Source organism: Sphingomonas kyungheensis, from assembly GCF_037120395.1.
Classification (GTDB): domain Bacteria; phylum Pseudomonadota; class Alphaproteobacteria; order Sphingomonadales; family Sphingomonadaceae; genus Sphingomonas; species Sphingomonas kyungheensis.
In genome coordinates, this window is sequence record NZ_JBBBDM010000010.1 from 1 (window position 1) to 26,206 (window position 26,206).

A 26,206-nucleotide genomic window follows, 5' to 3' on the forward strand; every position below is an offset into this window, starting at 1 on the left:
TTGCTTCACCTGCGCTCATGCGCGACAACACCCGTCGGTCTCTGGTCGCAGCTGGATGAAAGACAGGGGTCACGTCAAGAGCGTTGAGCCTGCCGATCTCCGGTGCCTCGGTGTCCTGAAGCAGCTTGCCAGCCACCCGCGTCCCTTCCTTCTTCTCAAGCTCATAGAGCTGCTGACGTGGCCGATGCTCGTCCATCGCCGCCTCGTTGCGCTTGGCGGCGCGCTTCTCGAGCATGTGCAGCGCCATGAAGGCTTCACGCACTGCCGGCGACTTCAAGGTTCCGGGGGGGCCAGTAATGGCCCCCCACAGGTTTGCAGCTTCCGTCCAGTCGGTATGAACCTGAGGCCGAATGCCAACCCGCCGGCCAATCAGGCTGGCAGCGGCGATTATCGCAGGCACCGCAACGAAGTCGATCGGCACGTTCATGCGCTCGGCGATATCCACCACCCACCGACGCAAGTCGGTGGGCAGCATGTCGCTCATGAAGCCGTCTACCGGCAGCAGCGCTGCTGGCAGAGGCGACGGATCAGGCCAGACGGCGTCCGGATCAATCCGAACAGGGGGCTGCAGCTGGGTGAGCTGCTGCGTTCCGGTTTCCGCAATCATCACGCGGCATCCTTCAGTTCGATGGGAAACCGGATGCCCGCCTTCAGGTTGCCATCCTCGTCGTACAGATCGTCTTCCGACCAGTGCCGCCACGGCAGGGGGTTAGTGGGGCCGACACGATCTTCATCATCCCAGTAGGTCAGGAACTCGTTCCAATCCTTGAACGCCTCAGGCGGCGGCGCGAGGTAAACCTCGAGACCACGCTTGACCAATGCTTCGGCCATTTCACCGGCCACCTTCCGGCCAGTCTCGTCATTGTCATGCGCGATGGTCACCTTCCGGCAGCTGTCGGGCAAAACGATGTTGGCCATGTTAGACGCCCCCATGGCGACCCAGACAATCGCGTCCGGGTGGTAGCGGGCATAGCTCAGGCCATCCTCCAGCCCCTCACAGATGACGATATGCTCAGGAGCTTCAACGCTGGCGTTCTCGCCGGCGAGGCGGATCGCTGCTCCCTTGCCACGGCCACGTGTGCGCTTGCAGTCCTTGTCGATCTTGCTGCCCTCTTCGGTCAGAAAGATGCGCTGCACACCGACCACGTCGCCATGCACATCACGGGCTGCCGCGATCAGCATCGGGTGCTTTTTCGCTGAGTTATCAAAGCTGCCGCGAGCAAAGCGGATGTTTTCCTGCATCCCGACATATTCGACCGGCAAAGCGCGGCTTTCGAAATAGCTGACCACAGGCGAGCCCTCGATGACCTCGCTTGCGGCCCACATGTCCTTTGCCGCCTTGATCCGCTCGGCTTCGTCATCCCACGGAATGCTCGGCTGCCTGGTGATGACGCGATCGCCGCCATCAAGACGGGCAACTGCATCCCAAGCGCTGAGGCCTTCCATACGCTGCACATAGGAAATTACGTCACCGGCAGCGCCGCATCCGAAGCAATGGAACAGGCCCTTGTTGTCATCCACCGAGAGGCTGGGCGTGCTGTCGTCATGGAAAGGACAGTGGCCCTTGAAGACGCCGTTCCTGCCGCGCAGCCGAACCGTTTCGCCGATCACAGATGAGATACTGTACCGGGCCTTGATGATCTCAGCCCAATCGTTGAACGCGTCATTATAGATATTATAGGCCATCACAGCGCCTCCCCACACAAAACAAGATCATTCAAGCTAGCGGTAGTCACCAGCGTGCGGCGGCCTAGCTTAATAGCTCGAACCTCCCCATTCTTGATCATCTGATACATTTTCGTTCGCTTAAGCCCGATATATCGGCAAGCGTCATCGACAGACATGCAAGCGCAGCCCATTGTTCTACCTTCTATACTGTAGGTTTCTATATAACCGCTTGCAGAACATTGCGATCTGCTGCGGTGAGAACCTTCTGCTGCGATTAATAATTTTTGGGAAGAGCCTAAAATCCCGATTATTTCCCGACAAAAATCGGGATTTTATCGGGAAAAAATCGGGATTTTTACGGCTTTACGCTTGTGTGACCTGTCCGCTAATCTCGCGAGGGGCATTCTGGCGCGCATTTGACGGTTGCAGATTAGAATAGATGCCGCTCAGAACCATCGACGTGGAATCACGACGTTGACAGGCTACTGTCCGTAGTGACCGTAACCCGCTAGAGGCTAAACGATGAGATACGCTGCCCAGCTATCCATCAGCGCGCGACGTTTTTCGAGATAATTGGTCCTGCGGTATGCCGCCTCGACCTTGTTCTGGACGGCATGCGCCAAAGCGGCTTCGACAACGTCACCGGCTACATCGGTCTGCTCGGCTGCCCAGTCCCGGAACGTCGACCGGAAGCCGTGAACGGTGATGTCGTTTGAAAAGCCGTCACGCAGCACCTTGGTGAGCGTCATGTCCGAAAGCGGCTTGTTGGCCTTACCGGGGAAGAGCGGCTGATCAGGCGCATCGCCAAACGCCTCTCTCATCTGTTCCAATATGGTGATGGCGGCTGGCTGCAGTGGCACGATGTGCGTCTTGCCTGCCTTCATTCGATCGCCGGGGACGGTCCACAGCTTCTGGTCAAGGTCAATCTCAGACCAGGTGGCACCGCGTACCTCGCCTGATCGTGCCGCGGTAAGAATCAGGAACCGCAAGGCGCGACGGCCAACGCTATCGCTCTTCGCCAGCAATGCCATCAGAGCTGGCGCCTCCTCATAGGCAAGGGCTGCGTGATGGTTGTCCTTCTTGGGCTGGCGGGGAAGCCCTTTGGTAACCGAGCGCATCGGTGCCTCCGCCTTGCGGTATCCCTTGGCGTAAGCCCAGTCGAGGACAGCACCGATGCGCTGGCGGACGCGGCGGGCGGTCTCCGGCTTGCTGAGCCATATGTCAGCCAGCAGATCACGAATGGCAGGGCCTTCGATCTCGTCGACAGGTAGATCGCCGATCGCTGGGTACGCATATGCCTCAAGAGAGGAAATCCACTGAGCCTTGTGCTTGACGTTCTTCCAGCCGCCCTTGTGTTCGGTGTGCGCCTGAGCGGCAGCTGCCCTGAAGGTAGGGACACCGGCTTCAACCTGTTTCACGGCACGCTTGGCGGCAACCGGGTCGATGCCACTGCGATATTGCTTTCGTAGGCCATCAGCCTTCTCACGGGCCTCGGCGAGCGACACGTCTGCCAGCGAACCAAGGCCAAAGTCCCGGCGTTTGCCATCCACCTGGATGCGCAGGACCCAGGTCTTGGTGCCGCTCTCCTTGACGTACAGCACCAGACCGTTGCCGTCGCTGTGCCGCCCCGGCTCCTTGAGCGCCTTCACCTTCAACGCTGTCAGCTTGCCCGTTGCCATCGTCTCGTTCCCACTTGCGTTCCCACTTTATGTCGCGGGTGTGGGGGAACGTCAACGGATGATGGCGAACGCAGACAGCTGCTAAAGCGCGGAAATTAGCCATTTTGCAGCCCTGCACGACCGCTGGCGTACGTCAGTTATACGGACTCCGTCTCCGCCACCCCATTCCTGCCGGAATGGCGTCCCCCGCAGCATCTGCCTGTCGCCGCATAGCTTCGGATGTTCTGGCAACTGGCCGGGCGAGCGCGGCTATGCGCCTTGCCCGACGGTTCCGACGCGCGTTCGATCGCAATGGATGGCGTCGATCATCGGCCGTCATCCGCGATTGCGCGCACACGGCAGGCGCGCGCGACGACCGCTATCGTCATGACCCCCGCCGCATCCCGCCGAGGTACAGGACCATGGAACCGGCGAGCGCGGAAACAACGGAGCCGGCGAGGACGCCGAGCTTGACCGCATGCTCGAGCGTCGCGTCGCTGAACGCGAGTCCGCCGATGAACAGGCTCATGGTGAAGCCGATGCCGCAGAGCAAGGCGGTGCCGTAGATCTGCAGCCAGGACGCGCCCTGCGGCTTGCCCGCCCAGCCGAGGCGTGCCGCGCCATAGACCGCGCCGAGCACCCCGATCTGCTTGCCGATCACCAGCCCGGCCGCGATCCCCAGCGGCAGGGGCGCGAGCAGCGTCGACAGGCCGAAGCCCGCGAGGGGGACGCCGGCGTTGGCGAAACCGAACAGCGGCACGATCGCGTAGGCGACCCACGGCTGCAGCCCGTGTTCGAGCCGGTGCAGCGGCGATCCCGCCGCGTCCGGCGCGCCCGGCGAGCGGCGGATCGGGATCAGGCTGGCGGTGAGCACGCCGGCGATGGTCGCATGGATGCCCGACATCCATACCGCGATCCACAGCAGCAGCGCGAGGCAGAGATAGGGCAGCAGCCGCACCACCCCGAGCCGGTTGAGCACGAACATCACGCCCGCGATCAGACTGGCGGCGAGCAGGGCGATGCCGCTGATGTCGTTGGTATAAGCGAGCGCGATGACGGCGACCGCGCCCATGTCGTCGACGATCGCGACGGTGGTTAGGAACAGTTTGAGCGACGCCGGCACGCGCTTGCCGAGCAGCGCCATCACGCCGATCGCGAAGGCGATGTCGGTCGCCGAGGGAATGGCCCAGCCGCGCGCCAGTCCCGGCGTCGTCCCGGCGATCGCCAGATAGACCGCCGCGGGCACCGCCATGCCGCTCAGCGCGGCGAGGGTCGGCAGGATGCGATCGGACCAGCTCGCCAGATGCCCGTCGACCAGCTCGCGCTTGATCTCGAGGCCGACGAGCAGGAAGAACAGAGACATCAGCGCATCGTCGATCCAGTGCAGCACCGACAACGGGCCGACATGGGCGGCGAGGATGCCGAAATAGGCCTCGCCGAGGCCGCTGTTGGCGATGATCATCGCGGCGAGGGCCGCCGCCATCAGCACCAGCCCGCCCGACGCGCCGCTGCGCAGAAAGGCCCGCAGCGCGGATCGGGGCTTTTCGACCAGGCTGGTGGCGATGGCGACGACGGGGGACGGGGGCGCGGGTTGATCGGTCATGCGGCGGCTCCGGGCATGAGGGGTCGCCGTTGGCGGCCCGACCAACGAGAGACCCTGTCGATGCGCGCGCGCCGACACCCGCGGCGGTCTTGGCATCATGACGGTGGCGACACAAGCCGATGTCGCCCATCGCCCGGTCCGCCGATACGCGGGTATCCATCGCGGCCCCGCGGCAGGCGCCGTCGCCGCCAGACGTCCGACGCAGGGCAGACTTTGCGGTGCGACCTGTGTAGGCCGGCGCGGTGACCGCCTGCGACCTCATCCCGGCCTGCCCGTTCCGCGCGCGTCGGGCGTCCTCGGCTCCCGCATCGTCCTGACATGTCGTGGCGCTCGCTCCTGGTCGCTGCCGCGACGCTCGCCGTGCTCGCGATTTCGGTCGTCGCGCTGCGCCACCTGCTCGCCGATACCCAGTGGAGCGCGGTGATGACCGCGGTTCGCGCGCTGCCGACCGCGGCGCTCGCGGGCGCGGCGATGCTGACGGTGCTGAGCTATGGCATCCTCACCGGGTTCGACGTGGTGGCGTTGCGGCTCGTCGGGCGGCCGGTCCCCTATGCCAGCGTCGCGCTGGCGGCGTTCACCAGCTATATCTTCAGCCACAATCTCGGCTTTGCCGCCCTGACCGGCGGCGCGGCGCGATACCGTATCTACCGCCGCCATGGCGTGCCGCTTGCCGATGTCGGCCAGATCATGATCGTCGCCGGCGTGACCTTCTGGCTGGGCGCCGTCCTGCTGCTCGGCCTGAGCCTCGTCCTGCTGCCGAGCCTGCCGCCCGTCGCGCACCGCGCCATCTCGCCGGGTTTCCAGACCGCCGCCGGCCTGTGCCTGCTCGCGCTGTTGGCCGCCTATATGGTGGCGCTCGGGCGTTTGGGCGGGCGGGCCATACGGCTGTGGCGCTGGCCGCTGCGGCTGCCGACGTGGCGGATGGCGATCGTCCAGTTCGCGCTCGGGACCGGCGATCTGCTCGTCGCCGCGAGTGTCGTGTTCGTGCTGCTGCCCCAGCCGGCGATCATGCTCTATCCCGCCGTGCTGGTCGGCTATCTGTTCGCGATCGTCACCAGCCTGCTCGTCCACGCCCCCGGCGGGCTGGGCGTGTTCGAGGTGGTGATGATCGCCGCTCTGCCGCAGGTCGACCGGCCAGGGCTGGTGGCGGCGCTGCTCGCCTTCCGGCTGATCTATTATCTGATCCCGCTCGCCATCGGCGGGCTGTTGTTCGTCGGCCATGAACTCGTCGGCTTGCGCCGACCGTGCGTCGATGACGGTGTCCGGAGCTTCGATGACCATCCATAATAGCGCACCATGGCTGGAGGCGGCGTTCCTCGGCGTCCTGCAGGGGCTGACCGAGTTTCTTCCCGTATCCTCCAGCGCGCATCTGCGGATCGCGGGTGCGCTGCTGCCGTCCGGCACCGATCCCGGCGCGGCCTTCACCGCGATCACGCAGATCGGCACCGAGGCCGCGGTGCTGCTCTACTTCCGCCGGGATATCTGGCGCATCGCGCTGGCCTGGTTGACCGCGGTGACGAAACGCCCGGCGACGCTGTCGCCGGACGCGCGGCTCGGCTGGCTCATCATCCTCGGCACGCTGCCGATCGCGATCCTCGGTCTGGCGTTCAAGCATCAGATCGAGGGCGGGCTGCGCAATCTCTATATCACGGCCACCATGCTGATCGGGTTCGGGCTGGTGCTCGGTCTCGCCGACCGGATCGGCGCGCGCCGGCTGCCGCTGGAGACGCTCGGCTGGCGGCACGGCGTACTGCTGGGCTTTGCGCAGGCGCTCGCGCTGATTCCGGGCGTGTCGCGATCGGGCGGCACGATCAGCGCGGCGCTGCTGCTCGGCTATACGCGGGAGGCGGCGGCGCGCTATTCGTTCCTGCTGGCGATCCCGGCGGTACTCGCGTCCGGCGTGTTCGAGCTGCTCGACAGCTATGACAAGCCGAACCCGATCGGCGGCGGGCCGACGCTGCTGGCGACGGTGCTGGCGTTCGGTGTCGGCTATGCGGTGATCGTCGGGTTCCTCCGCCTGCTGCGGAGCCGCAGCTTCCTGCCCTTCGTCCTATACCGGATCGCGGCCGGGACGGCGGTGCTGCTGCTGTTGGCGAATGGGATGATCGCCGCGCGATAGCAGGACGCAAAAAAATGGAGGCGGCTGGCCGGCCGCCTCCAGAGGGGACTGTGGAACCATCGCGAGAGCGATGGGAAATTGGGAAAGGCGTGGCCGGCCTAGCGTGTGCCTCTGACCTGTTCGATGACGTCGTCGGCGCTGTAGATCGTCGGCTGCTGGGTCAGGCCGGGAAAGGCGGCGTTGTCCCCCGATCCCGGCTGGATGACGACGACCGACTGCGCCGTCTGACTGGGGCGCCAGCGTTCCAGCACCTGATAGGGCACGTCGCCGCCGCCGAAGCCGCCCGTCGTCGGGCCGGTCGGAACCGCGCCGTCGCTGACCCCGGGCGAGGATCCCGCCTGGCCGGCCGCGCCGCTCGCGGCGCTCGTCGATCCGGTCGCGAAATCCGGTCCGGTCTTGTCGCGCAGGCTGGAGCCGGTGCCGTTGGCGAGATCGCTCGTCTGTGCCGAGATGACGGCAAACCAGGTCATGCCCGCCTCCTTGGTCAGTTCGGCGGCGCGCAGCATCGCGAATTTCGCCACCTGATCGGGCTTCGCGCCCCTGGCGCCGGTGTAGACGATCGTGATCCGTCCATCGGTGCCGGTCGTCGAGCGATAGCCGACGTCCTTGGCCGTCTTCGCCGCCTTATACCCCTTTTGCGCGGTCGCCGGCATGGCCACGACCATCGCGACGCTTGCAATCCAAATGCCGAGCTTCATGACCACCTCCATTGGGCAGGATCGATCCTCGTCTGCGCCAGCGCCGGAGCGCGGCGCCGGTCAGAATTGCAGCAGCGCACCGAACACCACGCGTCGATCGTTGAGGAAGCTGAACCGGTCGAACATCTGGCCGCTCTTGTCGATCTGCACCTGCGACTTGCTCTTCGTGTCGAGGATATTGGCGATCGAGGTGCGCAAGGTCAGCGCGCCGACCTTGAAGCGGACCGAGGCGTCGAGGAACCCGGCCGCCGAGTTGAACACCGGGTTGCCGGTCACGTAATCGCGATACGAGGTGAGATATTTCGATCGCCAATTGTACGCGAGACGCAGTTCGAGCGCGCTGTCCTGGTAGATGCCGACCGCGTTGAGGATATGGTCGGACTGGCCGAGCAGATTGTCGACCCCGAAGCGGAAGACGGTGGTCTGATCGTCCGGCACGCCGTCGCCGTTACTGTCGACGCCGTTGGCCGGTGGCGTCGCCGACGAGTCGATATAGGTGTAATTGCCCTGGAAGCCGAGATGGCTGAGCACGCCGGGCAGCTTGTCGAAGAACTGTTGGTAGCTGACCTCGACGCCCTTGATCTTGGCCTTCGCCTGATTGACCTGGCCGCTGTAGATGATGTTGACGGTCTGGCCGTCGAGCTGCGTGGTGCCGAGCGGCAGGTCGCCGTTGGTGATGATGTTGGACAGGCTCTTGTAGAAACCGGCGATCGAGACATAGCCGCCGCGGAAATAGCGTTCGATCGACAGGTCGAAATTGTCCGCCAGCGTCGGGCGCAGTCGGGGATTGCCGCGATTGACGCGGATTTCGCCGACCGTGATGCTCTGCGCGCCCCGATCGATGCCGTAGAGCGGATCGTTGCGGTCGGTGATCGTCGGATAATTGATCCGGTTGGTGGTCACGACATATTCCTGCGACGCGCGCAGGTCCTGCACGTTCGGCCGGCTCAGCCCCTTGCTGTAGGCGAAGCGGACGAGCTGCTGGCGATCGATGTTCCAGCGCACGTTGAACGAGGGCAGCCAGTTGACGTTGGTCTGCTTGTAAGTGATCGGGACGGCGGCCTGCTCCGAATAAGCGGTCGCGCCGGGCAGGAAGTCACGGGGATCGTCCCGGCTCTCCGCATCGTCGGTTCGCGTTCGCACGCCGTTGGCATCGATTGCGGACGTCTGGGTATCCGCGACGAACGGACGGAACGCCTGGAAGCCCGCCGAATTCAGTTCGGTGCGCACGTAGCGGACGCCGGCATTCGCGGCGATCGACATGCCATTGTCGAACTCGTGCTTGGCGTCGAGCCGCATATAGGCGTTGAACGTGCGTTCGGTGATGTCCGAGATATCCTCGGGGCGGAAGGTCGGCGAGCCGAAGCGCGATCCGTCGTCGGTGCCGCGCGGCAGCCAGCCGAAATTGCCGGCGCAGGTCGGCAGTGCGCAGCCGGCGGGCGGCGCGAGCTGCGGTTCGCTGTTCAGATATTTGCGGAAGTTCGAATAGCTGCTGAGCAGGTTGCGGTTGGCGAAGACGAAGGACTGGTTGCTGCCCTGGACCACGCCGCCGCGATAGAAGTTGCTGAAGCTGACGACCTCCGCGGCCTGGTTGGGGTCCTGGAAGGTGCCGACGATGCCATAGCCGCCGCGACCGTCCCACGGCGGCGCGATCGATCCCCAGTTGAGCGCCATTTCGGCATTGGTCTGGCTCCGCTTGGCATAACGCGCGCCGAGCTTGACGCTGTCGAACCAGCCGCCGAAGCCCTCACCGCCCGACAGATCGTAGGCGGTATCGGCGCGCAGCGCATAAAGGTCGCCCTTGCCGACCTGGAACTGATCGGCGGCGAACTGGAAGGTCGACCCGTTGAAGTCGGCGCTCGACGTCGGCCGGGCGAGGGGATTGGTGGCGCTGTCGCCGGTGTAGCGGGTGTTGTTCGGATTGAACTGATGCTCCGGATCGACCGAGAAGTTGATCCGCGGATTGTCGAGATTGGGCGCGATCTGCCAATCGAGATAGGTGTTGAAGCCGGCCCAGATCTGGCGGGTGCTGGCGCTGGCCTTGGTATATTGCCCGTCGAGGGTGACCAGCAGGCGATCGGTCGCCTGCCATTTGGCGTTGAGGCTGATATCCTGGGTCTTGCTGCGATCCATCCGCCCGATGCCGAGCGAGCCGACCGGCGAGCCGACCGCGCCCGTCCAGGAATCGATGCGGTTGGTGACGAAGCCCGATTCCATCAGGCCGCCCTGGATCGGGATCAGCGTCTCGCAGTCACCCGGATTGGACGGAAAGGCGCCGGCGCCGCTGCACATCGCCACCCCGGCCGACGAGAAGCCCTTGTCGACCTTGAGGTTGGTGATCCCGGCGGTCGTGCCGGTATCGTGTTCGGGAAACCATTCGAACGTATGTTCGATGCTGTCGGTGGTCTCCTCGACGCGGATATATTTGGCGGTCAGCTGCAGCCGGTCGTTCTTCCACTGGATCGCGCCGTAATAGCTGCGCCGGTCACGGTCGACGTCGTTCGTCCGCATCTGGAAACCGGGCGTCGTGCCGATGATGTTCGACGGATCGACGCCGGTGAACTCGCCGAGCTTGGCGGCGCCGGTCAGATTGGTCTGCGGCACGTTGCCCGACGCATCGAGAACGCGGGGGAAGGGGGCGTTCTGCTGCCAGCCGTTGATCCGCGAATCGAGGTTCGAGCGCGAATAGGAGGCGATGACGCCGAATTCGCCGATCCCCGTCCGCCACCGCCGCCCGGCGGTGATGCTGCCCGACGGCGACGATTTCTTGCGCAGATCGGTGTAGGTATTGTCGAGCGAGATGGCGAGGAACGGCTTCTGCCGGTCGAAGGGTTCGAGCGTGCGCAGGTTGATCGTGCCGCTGATGCCGCCTTCGATCAGGTCCGCGGTCTGGTTCTTGTAGACGTCGACGGCGCCGATCAATTCGGGCGGGATGCTGGAGAAATCGAGCACCCGGCCGCCGTTGGCGCTGAACGCGTCGCGGCCGTTGAATTCGGAGCGGACGAAGCCGAGGCCCCGGATCAAATTGCCCTGGCCCTCGGGCGACGGGAAGTCGGGCGAGGCGCCACCGGTCGCGAAGCGCGAGATGGTCACGCCGGGAACGCGGCCGAGCGCCTCGGCGACCGACAGATCGGGCAGGGTAGCGATATCGGAAGCGGTGATCGAATCGACCACCGTATCCGCGTTGCGCTTGATTTCCTTGGCGCTCTCCAGCGCCTTGCGGATGCCGGTGACGACGATGTCATTGGGCCGGCCGGGATCGGCGGCGCCATCGTCGGGCACGGTGGCGGGATCGGTGTCGGGGGCGCCGGTCTTCGGCGGTGATGCCTGCTCGTCGATCGGCGGCGTCGCCGTCTGCGCGGCCGCGGGCGACACGATCGCCGCGAACACCGACAATGCCGATGTAGTAAGCAGCAGCGACTTCAAAGGCCCGGACACGACCGAGCGTACGCTATTCTTCATGATGGCACCCCCTCCACGTTCGGCGCACCGAACCCGTTCTCCCTTCGACGCCGGCCTTGTGGAACGATCCGGGGCTCTCCAACCCCGGTCGACAACCAGTCATCAAATGTAAGAGTATTGCTATGTCAGGTATTTGTAAGGCGCAAGACGAAAAATTATAGACGCTATTCTGTCGTATTCCGGCCTAACATTGAGGTGGCGGCGCTTTCCCCTTTGCAAATTCAGTGGGCAGGTTTATCTCATTGAAAGGAAAGAAAAGGGGGCGGAAAATGCACAGATTGAATTCGTTTTGATGGGCGAAATCATGCGCCATGTGTCGCCGCGAGCCGGTCAACATCGATATGCCGAAACTAAAGCTCGGCGGTTGCGAGACTTAAGCGCGGATTTCACGGGCTTGTCAGACATAACGGCGAGGCTTCGCTTGCCGGTGCCTGCTACATTAGAACCGGATCGGGTCTATAAACGAAGCCGGATGGCGCTACGTCTTCCCCGCAACGACTTGCAGTCGTTGGATAAAAAACTTTACTAATATCGCAGATTCAACGGAATGAGGGTTCAAATTACTGTGTTGGTCGATACTGGCATTGTCGCGATCGCAGCAAATCGGCGACACGATACTTCGGCGATTTGTCCGGTCGGCGTGGCTGACAGGCCGGCACGAGCCCCGGCGCAGGCTCCCGGTCGATGACGGCGCCGTCCATCGGATCGATCGTCATCGTCGGTGGCGGCTCCGCCGGCTGGATGACCGCGGCGGCGCTGTCCAGCCTGATCGACGAGCGCGGTGCGATGACCATCACCCTGGTCGAATCGGAAGCGATCGGTTCGGTCGGCGTCGGCGAGGCGACGATTCCCGACATCCTCGCCTTCAACCAGATGCTCGGCATCGACGAAGCCGAATTCATGCGCGCGACCGAGGCGACCTTCAAACTCGGCATCGAGTTCATCGACTGGGCCCGGCCGGGCGATCGTTATATCCACCCCTTCGGCCAGCATGGCGTGGATATGGAGGGGGTCGACTTCCATCATTACTGGCTGCGGCTGCGCGCGGACGGCGTCGAGACGCCGATCGAGACGTACAGCCTTTCCGCATTGGCGGCGCGGGCCGGGCGCTTCACCGCGCCGCATCCCGATCCGCGATCGATCCTGTCGCATCTTCGCTACGCCTATCATTTCGACGCCGCGCTCTACGCCCGCTATCTCCGGCGCTATGCCGAGGCGCGCGGCGTGACCCGTGTCGAAGGGATCGTCACGCAGGTCGATCGCACCGCGTCCGGGGAGGGGATCGCCGCCGTCGTCATGGCTTCGGGGGAGCGGATCACGGGCGATATCTTCTTCGACTGCACCGGCTTTCGTGCCCTGCTGATCGGCGAGACGCTCGACGTCCCTTATACCGACTGGAGCGCCTGGCTGCCGTGCGACAGCGCGCTGGCGATGCCGAGCGCGCCGGTCGGCCCACCACTGCCCTATACCCGGTCCACCGCACAGCCGGCCGGCTGGCAATGGCGCATCCCGACGCAGCGCCGCACCGGCAACGGCCATATCTACAGCCGTCACTTCATGGACGACGATACGGCCGAGGCCGTATTGCGCGCGAGGGTGGACGGCGCGCCACTCGCCGAACCGCGGCAGATCCGCTTCACCGCGGGGCACCGCCGACGTTTCTGGTCGGGCAATTGCGTCGCGATCGGCCTGTCCGCGGGCTTCCTCGAGCCGCTCGAATCGACCTCGCTCTATTTCATTCAGGAGGGGATCAGCCGCTTCATCTCGCTCTTCCCGACCAAGGATATGCCCGACATCCTGCGGACGGAATACAATCGGCACATGGATGTCGAGTTCGAGCAGGTGCGCGACTTCATCGTGCTGCATTATGCAGCGACGGAGCGCGACGACACGCCGTTCTGGCGATATTGCCGGACCATGGATCTGCCCGACACGCTCCGCCACAAGATCGAGCTGTTCCGCGAAACCGGACGGGTCTTCCGCTACAATGACGAATTGTTCGCGCGGCCAAGCTGGGTGGCGGTGATGCTCGGGCAGCGGATCATGCCCCGACGCTATGATCCGGTCATCGCGACCCTGCCGGTCGGCGACGTCGCGCACAGCCTGCGTTCGATGGCACATGCCATGGCCGATGCCGTGCAGCGCCTGCCGACGCATGCCGACTATCTCGCGCATTATTGCGCGGCGGGGCGCTGAGCGATGGACCCGCTGGCGATCCGCCGCATCGTCGTGGTCGGCGGCGGCACCGCCGGCTGGATGGCGGCCGCGGCGCTGTCCCATATGCTGACCGGGGTGGAGATCGATCTGGTCGAATCGGAGGCGATCGGCACCGTCGGGGTCGGCGAGGCGACGATCCCGCATATCCTCTACTTCAACCGCCTGCTGGGCATCGACGAGGCGGAGTTCATCCGCCAGACCGGCGCGACGTTCAAACTCGGCATCGAGTTCGTCGACTGGGGCCGGATCGGGGACCGGTATTTCCACCCCTTCGGCACTTATGGTCAGGAGATGGAGGGGCTCCACTTCCATCATTTCTGGTATCGCCAGACGCGGCTCGGCCATGCGCTGCCGCTCGACCGGTTCAGCATCGGCGCGCAGGCGGCGGCGGCGGGCCGGTTCCAGCGACCGGATCAGGCGCGGCCGGGATCGCCGCTCGGCACGCTCAACTACGCCTATCAGTTCGATGCCGGCCGCTATGCCCGCTTTCTGCGCGAGCGTGCGGAGGCGCGCGGCGTGCGTCGCAGCGAGGGGCGGATCACCACGGTGCGGCGCGCGGCGGAGACCGGTCATGTCGAGGCGGTCGTCCTGGAGGACGGGCGCGCGCTCGGCGGCGATCTGTTCATCGACTGTTCGGGGTTCCGGGGCCTGCTCATCGACCAGACGCTGGCGGCGGGGTTCGAGGACTGGAGCCACTGGCTGCCGTGCGACCGCGCCGTCGCCCGTGCCTGCGCGCGGGTCGACGCGCCGATGCCCTATACGCGCGCGACCGCGGTGGCGGCGGGCTGGCGATGGCGCATCCCGCTCCAGGCCCGCACCGGCAACGGCTTCGTCTATTGCTCGCACTATTGCGATGACGAGGCGGCGCTGCGCTCGCTCGACGCCGCCCTCGACGGCGAGCCGCTGTCGAACCCCAACGTCCTGCGCTTCAAGGCGGGTCTGCGGCGCAAGGCCTGGGATCGCAACGTCGTCGCGCTCGGCCTTGCCGCCGGCTTCCTCGAGCCGCTCGAATCGACGTCGATCCACCTCATCCAATCGGGGATCGCGCGCCTGCTCACCAACTTTCCGGATCGCTGCTTCAACCAGCACGACATCGATTATTACAACCGGCGCACGCGGATCGAATATGAGCAGGTGCGCGATTTCATCATCCTGCATTACGCCGCCACGACGCGTGACGATTCGTCCCTGTGGCGCCATTGCCGCACCATGGCGCTGCCCGCGTCACTCGCGGAGCGGATCGCGATCTTCCGCGAGAACGGCCGCCTCTACCGGCACGACAATGAGCTGTTCAGCGAGACGAGCTGGCTCGCGGTGTTGCACGGCCAGGGCATCGCGCCCAAGCGCCAACACCCGCTGGCGCACCAGTTGCCCGAGCAGGAGCTCGACCGGCGGATGGCGCATATCGCCCGGGCGATGGACCTGACCGTCGAGCGCATGCCGTCGCATCAGGATATCCTCGATACGATCGCCGGCGGGTGAGCGGCGCGCCGGCGATCGTCAGCCGCCGCCCAGCATGGCGACCAGATAGTGTTTGATCCGCTGGCTGCGGGAGGCGGAGGCCGCCCCCAGCACGCCGCGCGCCGCCTCGGGCAGATGATCGGCGACCCGCCCGGCGGACTCATCGAAGACATAGTGATCGAACCAGCCCCGCCAGACCGCGCGTTCGGCGGCGGGCAGATCGCGCACCGCGAGCATCGCGTGAATCATTGCGGTGAAGGGGCTGCTCGCCGTCGGGTCCTCCGCCCAGTAATTGACGAGCACGTTCAGCGGCCCGAACGCGCGGACGTTGTGCCACCACAAGGTCGGCATGAAGATCGCGTCGCCGGGCGCCAGCTCCGCGACCAGCGCATGCCGCATCGCCGTCGCGAAGCGCGGATACCGGTCGAGGTCGGGGGCATCGGGATCGACCATGCTGGTCGGCTGCCCCGCCATCGTCTGTTCGAGCGGCCCGACGTAGAGATTGGCGAGCTGGTCGGGCGGGAAGAGGAGAAAGCGGCGGCGCCCGCCGACGACGCAGGCGAGATTCGCCGATCCGTCGAAATGGGTCGAGATCCGCGTCTCGTTACCGATCCAGATCCGCGCCTTGGCGCCCGGCAGCGTCAGCGCGAGCGGATTGGCGTCGCTCCAGCCGGGCAGCAGCTGTCCGGTCGGCGCCGACCCGGCGTAGAGCGCCGGCGCTGCGGGATCGCCGGCAAAGCGCACCAGCTCCGACAGCAACACCTTCAACGGCACCATCCGCCGATGGAAATTGAAGTCCTGCACCGTCGCGTCGTAGAAATAGCGGCCGGCGATCTCCGGTCGCCCGACCATCACCTGCACCGGCGCGCCCTGGTCGAATTGCCCGATGTAGCGCGCCAGACTCTCCCGGCCGGCATTGGCGGCGGCGATCGCCGGCCAGTCCGCGACCTGTCCGCGCAGGACGACGGGCTGCCCCTGGCGGACGATCGTGTCGGCAAAGGTCGCCGCATCCACCCGCCCGCATTCGGGCAGCGGCCTGGCCCAGTCCAGCGGCATCATCGCACGCCCTCCGCCATGATCTTGCGCCTCCCCCTGTCCGACCCGCGCCCGCCGATTGCCATGCGACCGTCGGTTGCGCGTTGATTCTCCGGATCGGACGGGAGCTTAGCGTCAATCCACTGACGCGCACAACGGATGGGCCGACGTGTTTGCGTGAACATGGCGGGGCCGAAACGGCTTGCGGCCCGGCGCCTTTGCTGCATGATCGGGCAAAAGCGGGGGAGCGAGCATGGATACAGCCGAATGGGCCCGGATCGCAGCCGATCCGCGATATGTCGCGCTGGTGCGGCGGCGCCGGCGGTTCACCTGGGGGCTCACCGGAGTGATGCTCGCCGCCTATCTCGGCTTCATCCTGCTGATCGCCTTCGACAAGGCGCTGCTCGCGCGACCGATCGGGCAAGGCGTGACCTCGGTCGGCATCGTTGTCGGCTTCGGCGTCATCCTGCTCGCCATCGTGCTGACCGGTCTCTACGTGCGCCGCGCCGCGCGCGAGTTCGATCCGTTGAGCGAGGCGCTGCGCAGCGAGTCGCGCGCGTGACACGCCGGGCAGCGCTCGCCCTCGCCGCGGGCGTGGTGCTTATGCCGGCTCCGGCGCTGGCGGATGCGCTGGCGGGCGAGACGGTCCGGCAGCCGACCAACTGGACCGCGATCGCGATGTTCGCCGCCTTTGCGGTGCTGACGCTGGCGATCACCCGCTGGGCGGCGCGACGGACGCGTACCGCGAGCGATTTCTACACCGCGGGCGGCGGCATCACCGGCTTCCAGAACGGCCTCGCCATCGCCGGCGACTATATGTCGGCGGCGTCGTTCCTCGGCATCTCGGCGCAGATCTTCACCGACGGCTATGACGGGCTGATCTATTCGATCGGCTTTCTGGTCGGCTGGCCGATCATCCTGTTCCTGATGGCCGAGCGGCTGCGCAACCTCGGCCGCTACACCTTCGCCGACGTCGCCAGCTTCCGCTTCGCGCAACCGCCGGTCAGGGGCTTTGCCGCGATCAGCACGCTCACCGTCGTGCTCTTCTACCTGATCGCGCAGATGGTCGGTGCCGGGCAGCTGATCAAATTGCTGTTCGGGCTGCGCTACGAATATGCCGTCGTCATCGTCGGCGTGCTGATGACGCTGTACGTGCTGTTCGGCGGGATGACCGCGACCACCTGGGTACAGATCGTCAAGGCGGTGCTGCTGCTCGGCAGCGCGACCTTCATGGCGCTCGCGGTGCTCGCGCAATTCGGCTTCTCGCCCGAGGCGCTGTTCGCGCGCGCCGTGGCGGTGAAGACCGACCTCGCCGCCGCGGCCGGCCTCGATCCGGGCGCGGCGGCGGTGCGCGGGCGATCGATCATGGGGCCGGGCAATTTCATCAAGGACCCGGTGTCGGCGGTGTCGTTCGGGCTGGCGCTGATGTTCGGCACCGCCGGCCTGCCGCATATCCTGATGCGCTTCTTCACCGTTCCGGACGCGCGCCAGGCGCGCAAGTCGGTGCTGTGGGCGACGGGGTGGATCGGCTATTTCTACCTGCTGACCTTCATCATCGGCTTCGGCGCGATCGTGCTGGTCGCGACCGAGCCGCGCTACCTCGATCCCGCCGGCGGGCTGGTCGGCGGCGGCAATATGGCGGCGATCCACCTCGCGCATGCGGTCGGGGGCAATGTGTTCCTCGGCTTCGTCTCCGCCGTCGCCTTCGCGACGATCCTCGCGGTGGTCGCCGGGCTGACGCTGTCGGGCGCCTCGGCGGTCAGCCACGATCTCTATGCGACCGTCTTCCGCAAGGGCGCGGCGGATTCGGCGGCGGAGCTGCGCGTGTCGCGGCGTACCGTGCTGGTGCTCGCGATCCTTGCGATCCTGCTGGGCATCATCTTCGAGAAGCAGAACGTCGCCTTCATGGTCAGCCTCGCCTTTGCGGTGGCGGCGTCGGGCAATTTCCCGGTGCTGCTCCTGTCGCTGCTGTGGAAGGGCTGCACCACCCGCGGCGTGGTGGTCGGCGGCACGCTCGGGCTGGTGCTGGCGGTGGGGCTGACGGTGCTGTCGCCGGCGGTGTGGGTGACGATCCTCGGCCACCCGGCCGCGATCTTCCCCTATTCGTCGCCGGCGATCATTTCGATGCCGGCGGCGTTCCTCGCCATCTGGCTGGTGTCGCTGTTCGATCGCAGCGCGCGCGCCGCGGTCGACCGCGACGGCTATCTCGCGCAGCGGGTGCGTGCCGAGACGGGGATCGGCGCCGTCGGCGGGGCGTCGCACTGACTCAAAGCGGTCGGCGGGCGGCGGCACCGCCCGCCGCTCACCCGCCGCGGTTGCCGACGAGATGCAGCAGCCGGCCCGAGTCGCCGTCCTCAAGCAGCCACAGGCCGCCGTCGGGTCCGGCCATCACCGCGCGGATGCGGGCGCCCATGTCCCACCGCTCGGCCTCGCGTGCGCTGGTGCCGTCGAAGGCGAGGCGGATCAGCGCGGTCGAGGCGAGGCCGCCGACGAAGGCCGATCCGCGCCACTCCGGGAACATGTTGCCGGCGTAGAAGGCGAAGCCTGCCGGCGCGATCACCGGGTTCCAGTAGAGGACCGGCTGTTGCAGATCGGGGCGGCTGTCCGGCTTGGCGATCGGCGTACCATCGTAATTGTCGCCGTAGGAAACGAGCGGCCAGCCGTAATTCCTGCCCGGCTCGATCAGGTTGAGCTCGTCGCCGCCCTGTGGCCCCATCTCGGTTTCCCAGAGACGCCCCTGCGCGTCGAAGGCGAGGCCGTACGGATTGCGATGGCCGCTGGTCCAGGTCTCGGCAGGCGTCAGGTTGGGCGTGGTCAGCGTCACCTTGCGCACCGGCGCCTTGGCCGCCGCGCCGGTATTGGCGGGCGGATCGATCACCGCGATCGTCGCCGCGCCGGTCTGGCCGGCATGCGGGTTGCCGGGCGCGGGCTTGCCGTCGAGCGTCAGCCGCAGGATCTTGCCGAGCGCCTGGTCTGGATCCTGCGCGGGGGTGAAGCGCTGCCGCTCGCCCGAGGTCAGGAATAGAGACTGGCCGTCGGGCGAGAAGGCGATATAGCCGCCGAACTGGCCGCCGTTGCCGCGCGGCAGCTGACGCCACAGCACCTCCAGCCCCTGCAACGCCGGCTTGCCGTCCGCCGTGCCGAGCGTCGCGCGGGCGAGGGTAAGGCCGTCGCCGCCCTCGCCCGGTTCGGCATAGGTCAAATAGATCTGGCGGTTCTGCGCGAAGCCCGGCGCGGTGGCGACGAACAGCAGGCCGCCCTGCCCCGAGTCGTGCACGGTCGGCACGCCGCCGACCGCGGTCTTGCCGCCGTTCGGCGTCACCAGCCACAGGCGCCCGGGCTTTTCCGTCACCAGCATCGTCGCGTCGGGCAGAAAGGCGAGCGCCCAGGGCGAATCAAAGGTGGCGACCGGCACCGTCCGGAACGGCTTGGTCGCGGCGGGTTTGCTGTTGCCGTAATTGACCGGCGCTGCCGCGGCCTGCGCCTGTTCCGTCGGCTGCGGGGCGCCGGAGCCGGCCGACCCGCCGGACCCGCCGCATCCGGTGAGCAGGCCCAGCCCCGTGGCGGCGATCAAGGTGGTGCGCAACATGGACGATCCTTCGGCGAGTGGGCGAGCTGCCCGGTTATCATCATCTTTCCGACACTTAGCCTCTCTCGGCAACCCGCATCGCACCCGGCGCCCACGCCGCCGCTTATACGTCTGATGACGTATCACGCCGCCGCGCACTTACCGACATAAGGCTGTCGGATCGTAGCGATGCGAGGTGCAGATGGACGGTGTTCGGGTAGGCAAGCGGGTGATCGGCGCGCAGGCGCCCGTCACCGTCGGATGGGAGAATATCCCGAAGGTCGAGGGCGGTCCCGCGAAGCGGCTGTTCTTCACCTGGTTCCAGCCGGTGATGCTGTTCGCGCTGCTCGCCTTCTGGTTCTACGCGCCCAACAGCATCGCCAAGGCGTCCACCGCCGTCGCGATCGGCGTCGGCTTCAAGGTGCTGCTGCTCGGGCTCGAATGGCTCGCGCCCCGTCACGACAGCTGGCGGCTGACCTGGAAGGAGCTGACCAGCGACCTGTTCTACGTCGGTCTCGGCTACACGTTGCTGCGCGTCGTCGACAGTTACATCGGCGATGGTGCGATCATCAAGGCGGTGCAGCATTCGTTCGACTGGGACAAACTGTCCTGGTTTACCAGCCTGCCGTTGCTGTTGCAGGCCTTCCTGATCTCGTTCGTCTTCGACTTCGGCCAATATTGGATGCATCGCGGCATGCACAATTGGCATCCGCTGTGGATCGCGCACGCGCCGCACCATTACATCACCCAGCTCAACATCAACAAGGGCGCGGTCGGCAATCCGGTCGAGCTGTTCCTGATCGGCCTCGGCGTCGGCGGCTTCTTCGACTTCGTGCCGCGCGCCGTGCTGCTTGCCGGCGCGTTCGGCCTCGCGGTCGGCACCTACCAGCATATCAACGTCCGCTTCAATTCGCCGCGCTGGTGGCGCTTCCTGTTCAACACCACCGAGCATCACAGCGTCCACCATTCGCAGGACTTCGAGGCGAGCCGCAGCAATTACACCAGCACCTGGGTGATCATCGACCGGATGTTCGGCACCTGCGTCGACGGCGAGGCGGAACTGCTCGGCATGGAGGGCGGCCGGCCGATGTCGATCGGCGAGACGATGAGCTTCACCTTCGTGGAAGCCTGGAAGAGCATCAAGGCGCGGTTCTCGCCCAATGCCTATCCGCACGTGGTGCCGGCCGAATGACGACCGCCGCGATGATGACCGCCGACACCCTGCCGACCGGCGCAGCGCAGCCGGATGCGTCCGGAGCGCCGACGCTGCGTAAGCGGCTGACCGACTGGATCTGGCATATCCATGGCAGCGTGCCGCTCGACCCCGGTCAATCGCCGGACGAGGCGTTCGACCGGCTCGATCCGCTGTTCCGCACCACCGGCACCGCGCGCGAGCGGAACGGCGACACGCTGACCTTCAGCAAGCGCGACGCGGCGGCGCAGGACCGGATGGCGGTGTTCAGCGGCGGCATGCTGTGGATCGAGGCGCAGGCGGAGGGGCTGGTCCTGCGCTATCGGCTGCTGAGCAAGGCGTTGCTCTATTGCTTCCTCGCGCCTTTGCTGTTCCTCGCCTTCGCGCAGGCGACCGTCGCGCTCGGCAAGCTCGAATCCCCCAAGATCGAGGCCAAGAAGCCGAAGGCGAAGAAGACGCCGGCGCCGCTCAATCCTATCGACAAGGCGCTCGGCGCGCCGGCACCCGAGCAACCCAAGAAGAAGGGCGGCGATGACGACAAGGACAAGAAGCCGTCGCCGACCGAAGGCTATGTCTTCGCCGGGATCTTCGCCACGCTCTATGCGATCGGGCGGGTGTTCGAGGCGCGGCGGGTCGGGGCGCTGTTCCGGCGCAGCCTGCGCCAAGGCTGAGCAGCCGGACGGCGCGGCCCCGGTCGCGCGGATGGCAAGGGCGTTGCACGGGCAGGGCGCCCGGCTAAAGGTGTGCCGCACGGGGTTGCGGAGCTGGCCATGTGATCGACGACGTGATGCTGCCTGACAAGACGTTTGCCAGCCGCGTCGACTGGAACCTGCTGCGCACCTTCGTCGAGATCGTCCGCGCGGGCGGCATCGGCGCGGCGGCGCGCAAGCTCAACAGGCAGCAGCCGAGCATCAGCGCCGCGCTCAAGCGGCTCGAGGAACAGGTCGGCGTGCAGTTGCTCAACCGCTCGGCGGGGGGCGTCGAGATGACCGCCGCGGGAAGCGCGCTGCTCGCCTTGTGCGAGGAGATGCTCGAGGCCGCGCGGATGGTGCCGCACCAGGTCGCGCAGGCGACCAAGCGGATCGAGGGCGTCGTCCGCATCCAGCTGATCTCCGCGGTGTCGTCGCTCGAATTCGACGAGGCGATCGCCAGCTTCCATCGTCGCAACCCGAACATCCATATCGAGATCCGCGTCTCGCCGTGGCGCGCGGTGCTCGACGCGCTCGAACATGGCGAGGCGGAGATCGGCGTCGGCTATGACAGCAACGTGCGCGGCGGGCTGATCTACGAACCGCTGCTCGTCGAGCGTCAGCAGCTCTATTGCGCGCGCACGCATCCGCTGTTCGGGCACCGCGTCGAGCGGCTCGGCGAGCTCAAGGACGAAGGCTTCGTCCTGACCGGCGAGGACGAGCTGGAGACGATCACCCGGCTGCGCCGGCGTTACCGGCTCGGCACCCGCGCCACCGGCCGGGCGGAGGATATCAACGAGGCGATCCGGCTGATCTCGCTCGGCGTCGGCATCGGCTTCCTGCCGGTGCTCGCCGCCGAAAGCGCGGTCGCCAGGGGGCGGCTGTGGCCGCTGCTCCATCCCGATGCGGAGCCGTCCTACGATATCTTCCTGCTCGCCCGCGCCGAACCCTCGCGCGACACCGCGACGCAGCTGTTCCTCGACGAGGTGATGCGCCGCAACCGGGCGCAGCGCAGGGCATAGACACGGTCTATGTCTTCCATCGGAATTTTGCCCCTTCATCGATGATCTCCGGCGCGGCAACCTTGGCGACGAGGGTAAGGCGCTGATGCGCGCATGATTTCGCCGGCTTCTTCAATGGCTTGGCGAGGGCGGGGCGCATCGGCACGGCAAAGGGACCGCTGAATGGTAGATCGACCGTGGCTCGGCGGCATGGCAGCGATAGCGGCATTGATGGCGCTGGGCGGGTGCGGCAGCAAGCCGGCCGGTTCGGCGGCGGGCGCCGGCGCCGTCAAGAAGGACTTTGCGATCGGCTGGTCGATCTACACCGGCTGGATGCCCTGGCCCTATGCGCAGCAGGCCGGCATCGTGAAGAAATGGGCCGATAAATACGGCATCACCATCCGCATGGTGCAGGTCAACGACTATGTCGAATCGGTCAATCAATATGCCGCCGGCAAGCTCGACGGCGTCACCGCGACGACGATGGACGCGCTTACCATTCCCGCCGCGGGCGGCAAGGACACGACCGTCCTGCTGATCGGCGATTATTCCGACGGCAATGACGGCGTCGTGCTCAAGAACGGCCGGACGATGGCCGACATTAAGGGACGCTCGGTCAAGCTGGTCGAACTGTCGGTCTCGCATTTCCTGCTCGCCCGCGGTCTCGAGCTCAACGGGATGAAGCTCGCCGACGTCAAGACGGTCAACACCGGCGACGCCGATATCGTCGGCGCCTTCGCTTCGCCCGGCGTCACCGCGGTCGCCACCTGGAACCCGCAGCTGGCGACGATCCGCGCGACGCCGGGCGCGACCGAGGTGTTCGACAGTTCCAAGATCCCCAACGAGATCCTCGACACGCTCAACGTCAGCACCGAGACGCTCAAGGCCAATCCCAACCTCGGCAAGGCGCTCGCCGGCATCTGGTACGAGACGATGGCGCTGATGACCCGCACCGACGCGACCGGCAAGGCGGCGCGCGCCGCGATGGCGAAGGCCGCCGGCACCACCGAGGCCAGTTTCGACGAACAGCTCAAGACGACGCATCTCTACGCCAACGCGAAGGATGCCGCGGCCTATGCCGAGAATCCCGACCTCATCACCGTCACCGACCGGGTGCGTCAGTTCAGCTTCGCGCACGGTCTGTTCGGGCCGAGCGCCAGATCGGTCGACGCGATCGGGATCAGCTTCGCCGGCGGCAAGTCGCTCGGCGATCCCAAGAACGTCAAGCTGCGCTTCGATCCCACTTACATGAAGCTGGCGGCGAGCGGGACGCTGTAGCCGCACCCTGAGCGAGAGACGGAGGCCGCCGGGGTGCCGCCCCGGCGAACGGAGCGCCGTGCCGGTGGCATGGCCGAACAGAAGGACGGGAATGGCACCGCGTACGACCATCACGACCCGGCCCGCGGCTCGGCCCGCCGCATGAGGCGGCTGGTCGACATCCGGCCGCAGCGCGCATCGCGGCTGTTGCTCGGCGCGCTGCCGATCGTCGCGCTGCTGCTCGTCTATCTGCTCGCCTCGGAGGCGCGCCACGCCGCCAATCCGGCCGACAAGGTGCTGCCGACCTTTGCGGCGATGGCGCAGGCGGCGCACGACTTCACCACCCAGCGCGACCCCGCGACCGATCGCATCCTGCTCGTCGCCGATACGCTGGCGAGCCTGTACCGCCTCGGCATCGGCCTCGCCATCGCCACCGCGACCGCGCTGATCCTCGGCCTGCTGCTCGGCACCGTGCCGCTCGCCCGGGCGCTGCTCGGGCCGATGGTGGCGATCATCGCGGTCATTCCGCCGGTCGCGGTGCTGCCGATCCTGTTCATCGTGCTCGGGCTCGACGAGGCGTCGAAGATCGCGCTGATCGCGATCGGCATCGCGCCGTTCATGACGCGCGACCTGACCGGCTTCGTCACCGGGCTGCCCGCCGAGCAGTTCGCCAAGGCGCAGACGCTCGGCGCGAACAGCTGGCAGCTCGCGATCCGCGTCGCGCTGCCGCAGCTGATGCCGCGGCTGATCGAGGCGCTGCGGCTGTCGATGGGGCCGGCCTGGGTGTTCCTGATCGCCGCGGAGGCGGTCGCCTCCGACGTTGGGCTCGGCTATCGCATCTTCCTCGTCCGCCGCTATTTCGCGATGGACATCATCCTGCCCTATGTCGCCTGGATCTCGCTGCTCGCGATCCTCGCCGATGCGCTGCTGATGGCGATCAGCCGCCGCGGCTTCCCCTGGGCGCACGGAGCAGGCCGATGACGCCGCTGCTCGAATTGCGCAACATCTGGGTCGAATATGGCGACAAGATCGTGCTCGAACGTGTCTCGCTCCAGCTCGACGCGGGCAGTTTCGTCGCGGTGGTCGGCCCGTCGGGGGCGGGCAAGAGCACCTTCCTGCGCCTCGTCCTCGGGCAGGAGGCGCCGACGCGCGGGCAGGTGCTGCTCGACGGCCGGGCGATGCCGGCGGCCTGCGGTCCCGATCGCGGCGTCGTCTTCCAGCGTTATTCGGTCTTCCCGCACCTCACCGCGCTCGGCAACGTGCTGTTCGGGATCGAATGCGCCGGTGCGCCGCTGACCGCGCGGCTGTTCGGCGCACGGCGGCGGGCGGCGCGCGACCGCGCGGTCGAGATGCTCGCCGCGGTCGGGCTTGACCATAGTCTCGACGTCTATCCGGCGCAGATGTCGGGCGGGATGCAGCAGCGGCTGGCGATCGCGCAGGCGCTGGTCAAGCATCCGCGCATCCTGTTGCTCGACGAGCCGTTCGGCGCGCTCGATCCCGGCATCCGCCTCGACATGCATGCGCTCATCACCCGGCTGTGGCAGGATCACGGCCTGACCATCGTCATGGTGACGCACGACATCGGCGAGGCGTTCAAGCTCGGCACGCGTGTGCTCGCCTTCGACAAGCGGCGCCACGATCCGCACGCGCCGCACCGCTTCGGCGCGACCGTCACCTACGACCTGCCGCTCGATCGCAAGACACCGCCGCCGCCCGCGCTGCTCGCGGCGCTCACCACGGACCCGTCCGGGAGACCCATTGCATGACGACGACCACCGCCGACCCCTCCGGCGCGCGCGATCATGCCCGCGCGATGGCGGGCACCCGGGTGGAGGCGATGCCGACATTGCCCGCCGCCGCCGCCGATGCGCCCGGAGACGTGATCTGGGAGGAGACGATCGCGCCGGGTGGCTATGCCGCACGGCGGATCGCGCGCGGCACCCGGCTGCGGCTGATCGACCTCGGCGGCGATGCCTGCGCGGCGATGCTGCTGTTCAACGCCGAGATGCCGACCGAGCGGCTCAACGTCGCCGATACGGTCAAGGTGCAGTGGAACGGCTATCTCGGCGCCGGGCGGCTTTTGCTGTCGGACATGGGCCGGGTGATGATGTCGATCCTCGACGACGAAGCCGGTACGCACGACGCCTTCTGCGGCGCGTCCAATGCCGCGTCGAACGCGCGCCGCTATGGCGAGGGCAGCAATTACGGGCCGTATCCCAATGCCCGCGACCGGTTCATGCTCGCCGTCGCCAAGCACGGGCTTGGCCGCAGGGACGTCCACCCCTGCGTCACCTGGTTCAAGGGCGTGCGCATCGCCGACGATGGCGCCACCGAGCCGCAGATCGGGCCGTTCGCACCCGGCCGGACGCTGGTGCTGCGCGCCGAGATGGAGTTGATCGTCGCGCTCGCCAATTGCCCGCACGTGCTCGATCCGCGCAACGCCTATACCGTCACCCCGCTGCGCGCGACCGCGTGGCGCGGCGCGCCGGCGGCGGCGGACGATCCGCTGCGCACCGCGACGCCGGAAGGCCTGCGCGCCTTCCTCAACACCGAAGACCTCTACGCGCGCTGAAGGATG

The 26,206-nt window shown here is 66.7% G+C and carries 22 protein-coding genes; 13 read left to right on the forward strand and 9 right to left on the reverse strand.

The window, feature by feature from the left end; genetic code table 11:
- The 5 genes from V8201_RS15415 to nhaA all read right to left on the reverse strand — a co-directional run.
- Positions 1 to 607 (reverse strand): DUF3987 domain-containing protein (locus V8201_RS15415; protein ID WP_336545842.1); only part of this gene is annotated, 607 nt, incomplete at its 3' end.
- On the reverse strand, positions 607 to 1,686 hold the full coding sequence (locus V8201_RS15420) for a CHC2 zinc finger domain-containing protein (RefSeq protein ID WP_336545843.1): 1,080 nt from the start codon (positions 1,684 to 1,686) through the stop codon (positions 607 to 609). The genes V8201_RS15415 and V8201_RS15420, both read right to left, overlap by 1 nt.
- A complete protein-coding gene (locus V8201_RS15425; RefSeq protein WP_336545844.1) occupies positions 1,686 to 1,859 on the reverse strand; it encodes a helix-turn-helix domain-containing protein in 174 nt (57 codons plus the stop codon). Before V8201_RS15425 ends, V8201_RS15420 begins: the two co-directional genes overlap by 1 nt.
- Before the next feature lie 324 nt (positions 1,860 to 2,183).
- Positions 2,184 to 3,347, reverse strand: coding sequence for a tyrosine-type recombinase/integrase (locus V8201_RS15430; protein WP_336545845.1), 1,164 nt, complete (start codon positions 3,345 to 3,347; stop codon positions 2,184 to 2,186).
- 364 nt (positions 3,348 to 3,711) lie between these two features.
- On the reverse strand, positions 3,712 to 4,929 hold the full coding sequence (gene nhaA, locus V8201_RS15435) for a Na+/H+ antiporter NhaA (RefSeq protein ID WP_336545846.1): 1,218 nt from the start codon (positions 4,927 to 4,929) through the stop codon (positions 3,712 to 3,714).
- A gap of 318 nt (positions 4,930 to 5,247) precedes the next feature.
- On the opposite strand from nhaA, the gene V8201_RS15440 reads away from it, so the two are divergent.
- On the forward strand, positions 5,248 to 6,216 hold the full coding sequence (locus V8201_RS15440; RefSeq protein WP_336545847.1) for a lysylphosphatidylglycerol synthase domain-containing protein: 969 nt from the start codon (positions 5,248 to 5,250) through the stop codon (positions 6,214 to 6,216).
- Positions 6,203 to 7,048 carry an undecaprenyl-diphosphate phosphatase gene (locus V8201_RS15445; RefSeq protein WP_336545848.1) on the forward strand — a complete coding sequence of 282 codons (846 nt, stop codon included), beginning with the start codon at positions 6,203 to 6,205 and terminating at the stop codon, positions 7,046 to 7,048. The genes V8201_RS15440 and V8201_RS15445 overlap by 14 nt, the downstream gene beginning before the upstream one ends.
- 98 nt (positions 7,049 to 7,146) lie before the next feature.
- On the opposite strand, the gene V8201_RS15450 is transcribed toward V8201_RS15445, so the two are convergent.
- Complete coding sequence (locus V8201_RS15450; protein WP_336545849.1) at positions 7,147 to 7,746, reverse strand: CC0125/CC1285 family lipoprotein; 600 nt, start codon at positions 7,744 to 7,746, stop codon at positions 7,147 to 7,149.
- A gap of 60 nt (positions 7,747 to 7,806) precedes the next feature.
- Complete coding sequence (locus V8201_RS15455) at positions 7,807 to 11,208, reverse strand: TonB-dependent receptor (protein ID WP_336545850.1); 3,402 nt, start codon at positions 11,206 to 11,208, stop codon at positions 7,807 to 7,809.
- A 684-nt stretch (positions 11,209 to 11,892) separates the two neighbouring features.
- On the opposite strand from V8201_RS15455, the gene V8201_RS15460 reads away from it, so the two are divergent.
- Both V8201_RS15460 and V8201_RS15465 read left to right on the forward strand, forming a co-directional pair.
- Positions 11,893 to 13,404 (forward strand): tryptophan halogenase family protein, encoded by a 1,512-nt coding sequence (locus V8201_RS15460; RefSeq protein ID WP_336545851.1) that lies wholly within the window; start codon positions 11,893 to 11,895, stop codon positions 13,402 to 13,404.
- 3 nt (positions 13,405 to 13,407) lie between these two features.
- The gene (locus V8201_RS15465; RefSeq protein WP_336545852.1) at positions 13,408 to 14,907 is read left to right on the forward strand and encodes a tryptophan halogenase family protein; all 1,500 of its coding nucleotides are present in this window, start codon (positions 13,408 to 13,410) and stop codon (positions 14,905 to 14,907) included.
- An 18-nt stretch (positions 14,908 to 14,925) separates the two neighbouring features.
- Here V8201_RS15465 and V8201_RS15470 read toward each other — a convergent pair whose 3' ends face one another.
- Positions 14,926 to 15,945 carry a cupin-like domain-containing protein gene (locus V8201_RS15470; RefSeq protein ID WP_081792888.1) on the reverse strand — a complete coding sequence of 340 codons (1,020 nt, stop codon included), beginning with the start codon at positions 15,943 to 15,945 and terminating at the stop codon, positions 14,926 to 14,928.
- A gap of 229 nt (positions 15,946 to 16,174) precedes the next feature.
- Between V8201_RS15470 and V8201_RS15475 the strand changes: the two genes are divergently transcribed.
- Positions 16,175 to 16,483: a DUF485 domain-containing protein gene (locus V8201_RS15475; RefSeq protein WP_336545853.1), complete on the forward strand. Its 309-nt coding sequence runs from the start codon at positions 16,175 to 16,177 to the stop codon at positions 16,481 to 16,483.
- Positions 16,480 to 18,186: a cation acetate symporter gene (locus tag V8201_RS15480; protein ID WP_271299984.1), complete on the forward strand. Its 1,707-nt coding sequence runs from the start codon at positions 16,480 to 16,482 to the stop codon at positions 18,184 to 18,186. Before V8201_RS15475 ends, V8201_RS15480 begins: the two co-directional genes overlap by 4 nt.
- Positions 18,187 to 18,223: 37 nt before the next feature.
- Here V8201_RS15480 and V8201_RS15485 read toward each other — a convergent pair whose 3' ends face one another.
- Positions 18,224 to 19,510 (reverse strand): PQQ-dependent sugar dehydrogenase, encoded by a 1,287-nt coding sequence (locus tag V8201_RS15485; protein ID WP_336545854.1) that lies wholly within the window; start codon positions 19,508 to 19,510, stop codon positions 18,224 to 18,226.
- 181 nt (positions 19,511 to 19,691) lie between these two features.
- Between V8201_RS15485 and V8201_RS15490 the strand changes: the two genes are divergently transcribed.
- From V8201_RS15490 to V8201_RS15520, 7 genes are all read left to right on the forward strand, one after another.
- A complete protein-coding gene (locus tag V8201_RS15490; RefSeq protein WP_336545855.1) occupies positions 19,692 to 20,681 on the forward strand; it encodes a sterol desaturase family protein in 990 nt (329 codons plus the stop codon).
- Positions 20,678 to 21,352 (forward strand): hypothetical protein, encoded by a 675-nt coding sequence (locus tag V8201_RS15495; protein ID WP_336545856.1) that lies wholly within the window; start codon positions 20,678 to 20,680, stop codon positions 21,350 to 21,352. Before V8201_RS15490 ends, V8201_RS15495 begins: the two co-directional genes overlap by 4 nt.
- A 116-nt stretch (positions 21,353 to 21,468) precedes the next feature.
- Positions 21,469 to 22,392, forward strand: a complete 924-nt coding sequence (locus V8201_RS15500) for a LysR family transcriptional regulator (protein ID WP_336545912.1) — start codon at positions 21,469 to 21,471, stop codon at positions 22,390 to 22,392.
- A 162-nt stretch (positions 22,393 to 22,554) separates the two neighbouring features.
- Positions 22,555 to 23,649, forward strand: coding sequence for a putative urea ABC transporter substrate-binding protein (locus tag V8201_RS15505; RefSeq protein WP_373276491.1), 1,095 nt, complete (start codon positions 22,555 to 22,557; stop codon positions 23,647 to 23,649).
- 141 nt (positions 23,650 to 23,790) lie between these two features.
- On the forward strand, positions 23,791 to 24,609 hold the full coding sequence (locus V8201_RS15510; protein WP_037531742.1) for an ABC transporter permease: 819 nt from the start codon (positions 23,791 to 23,793) through the stop codon (positions 24,607 to 24,609).
- Positions 24,606 to 25,394: an ATP-binding cassette domain-containing protein gene (locus V8201_RS15515; protein ID WP_271299988.1), complete on the forward strand. Its 789-nt coding sequence runs from the start codon at positions 24,606 to 24,608 to the stop codon at positions 25,392 to 25,394. The genes V8201_RS15510 and V8201_RS15515 overlap by 4 nt, the downstream gene beginning before the upstream one ends.
- On the forward strand, positions 25,391 to 26,200 hold the full coding sequence (locus tag V8201_RS15520; protein ID WP_336545857.1) for an urea amidolyase associated protein UAAP1: 810 nt from the start codon (positions 25,391 to 25,393) through the stop codon (positions 26,198 to 26,200). The genes V8201_RS15515 and V8201_RS15520 overlap by 4 nt, the downstream gene beginning before the upstream one ends.
- The last annotated feature ends 6 nt before the right edge of the window (positions 26,201 to 26,206 follow it).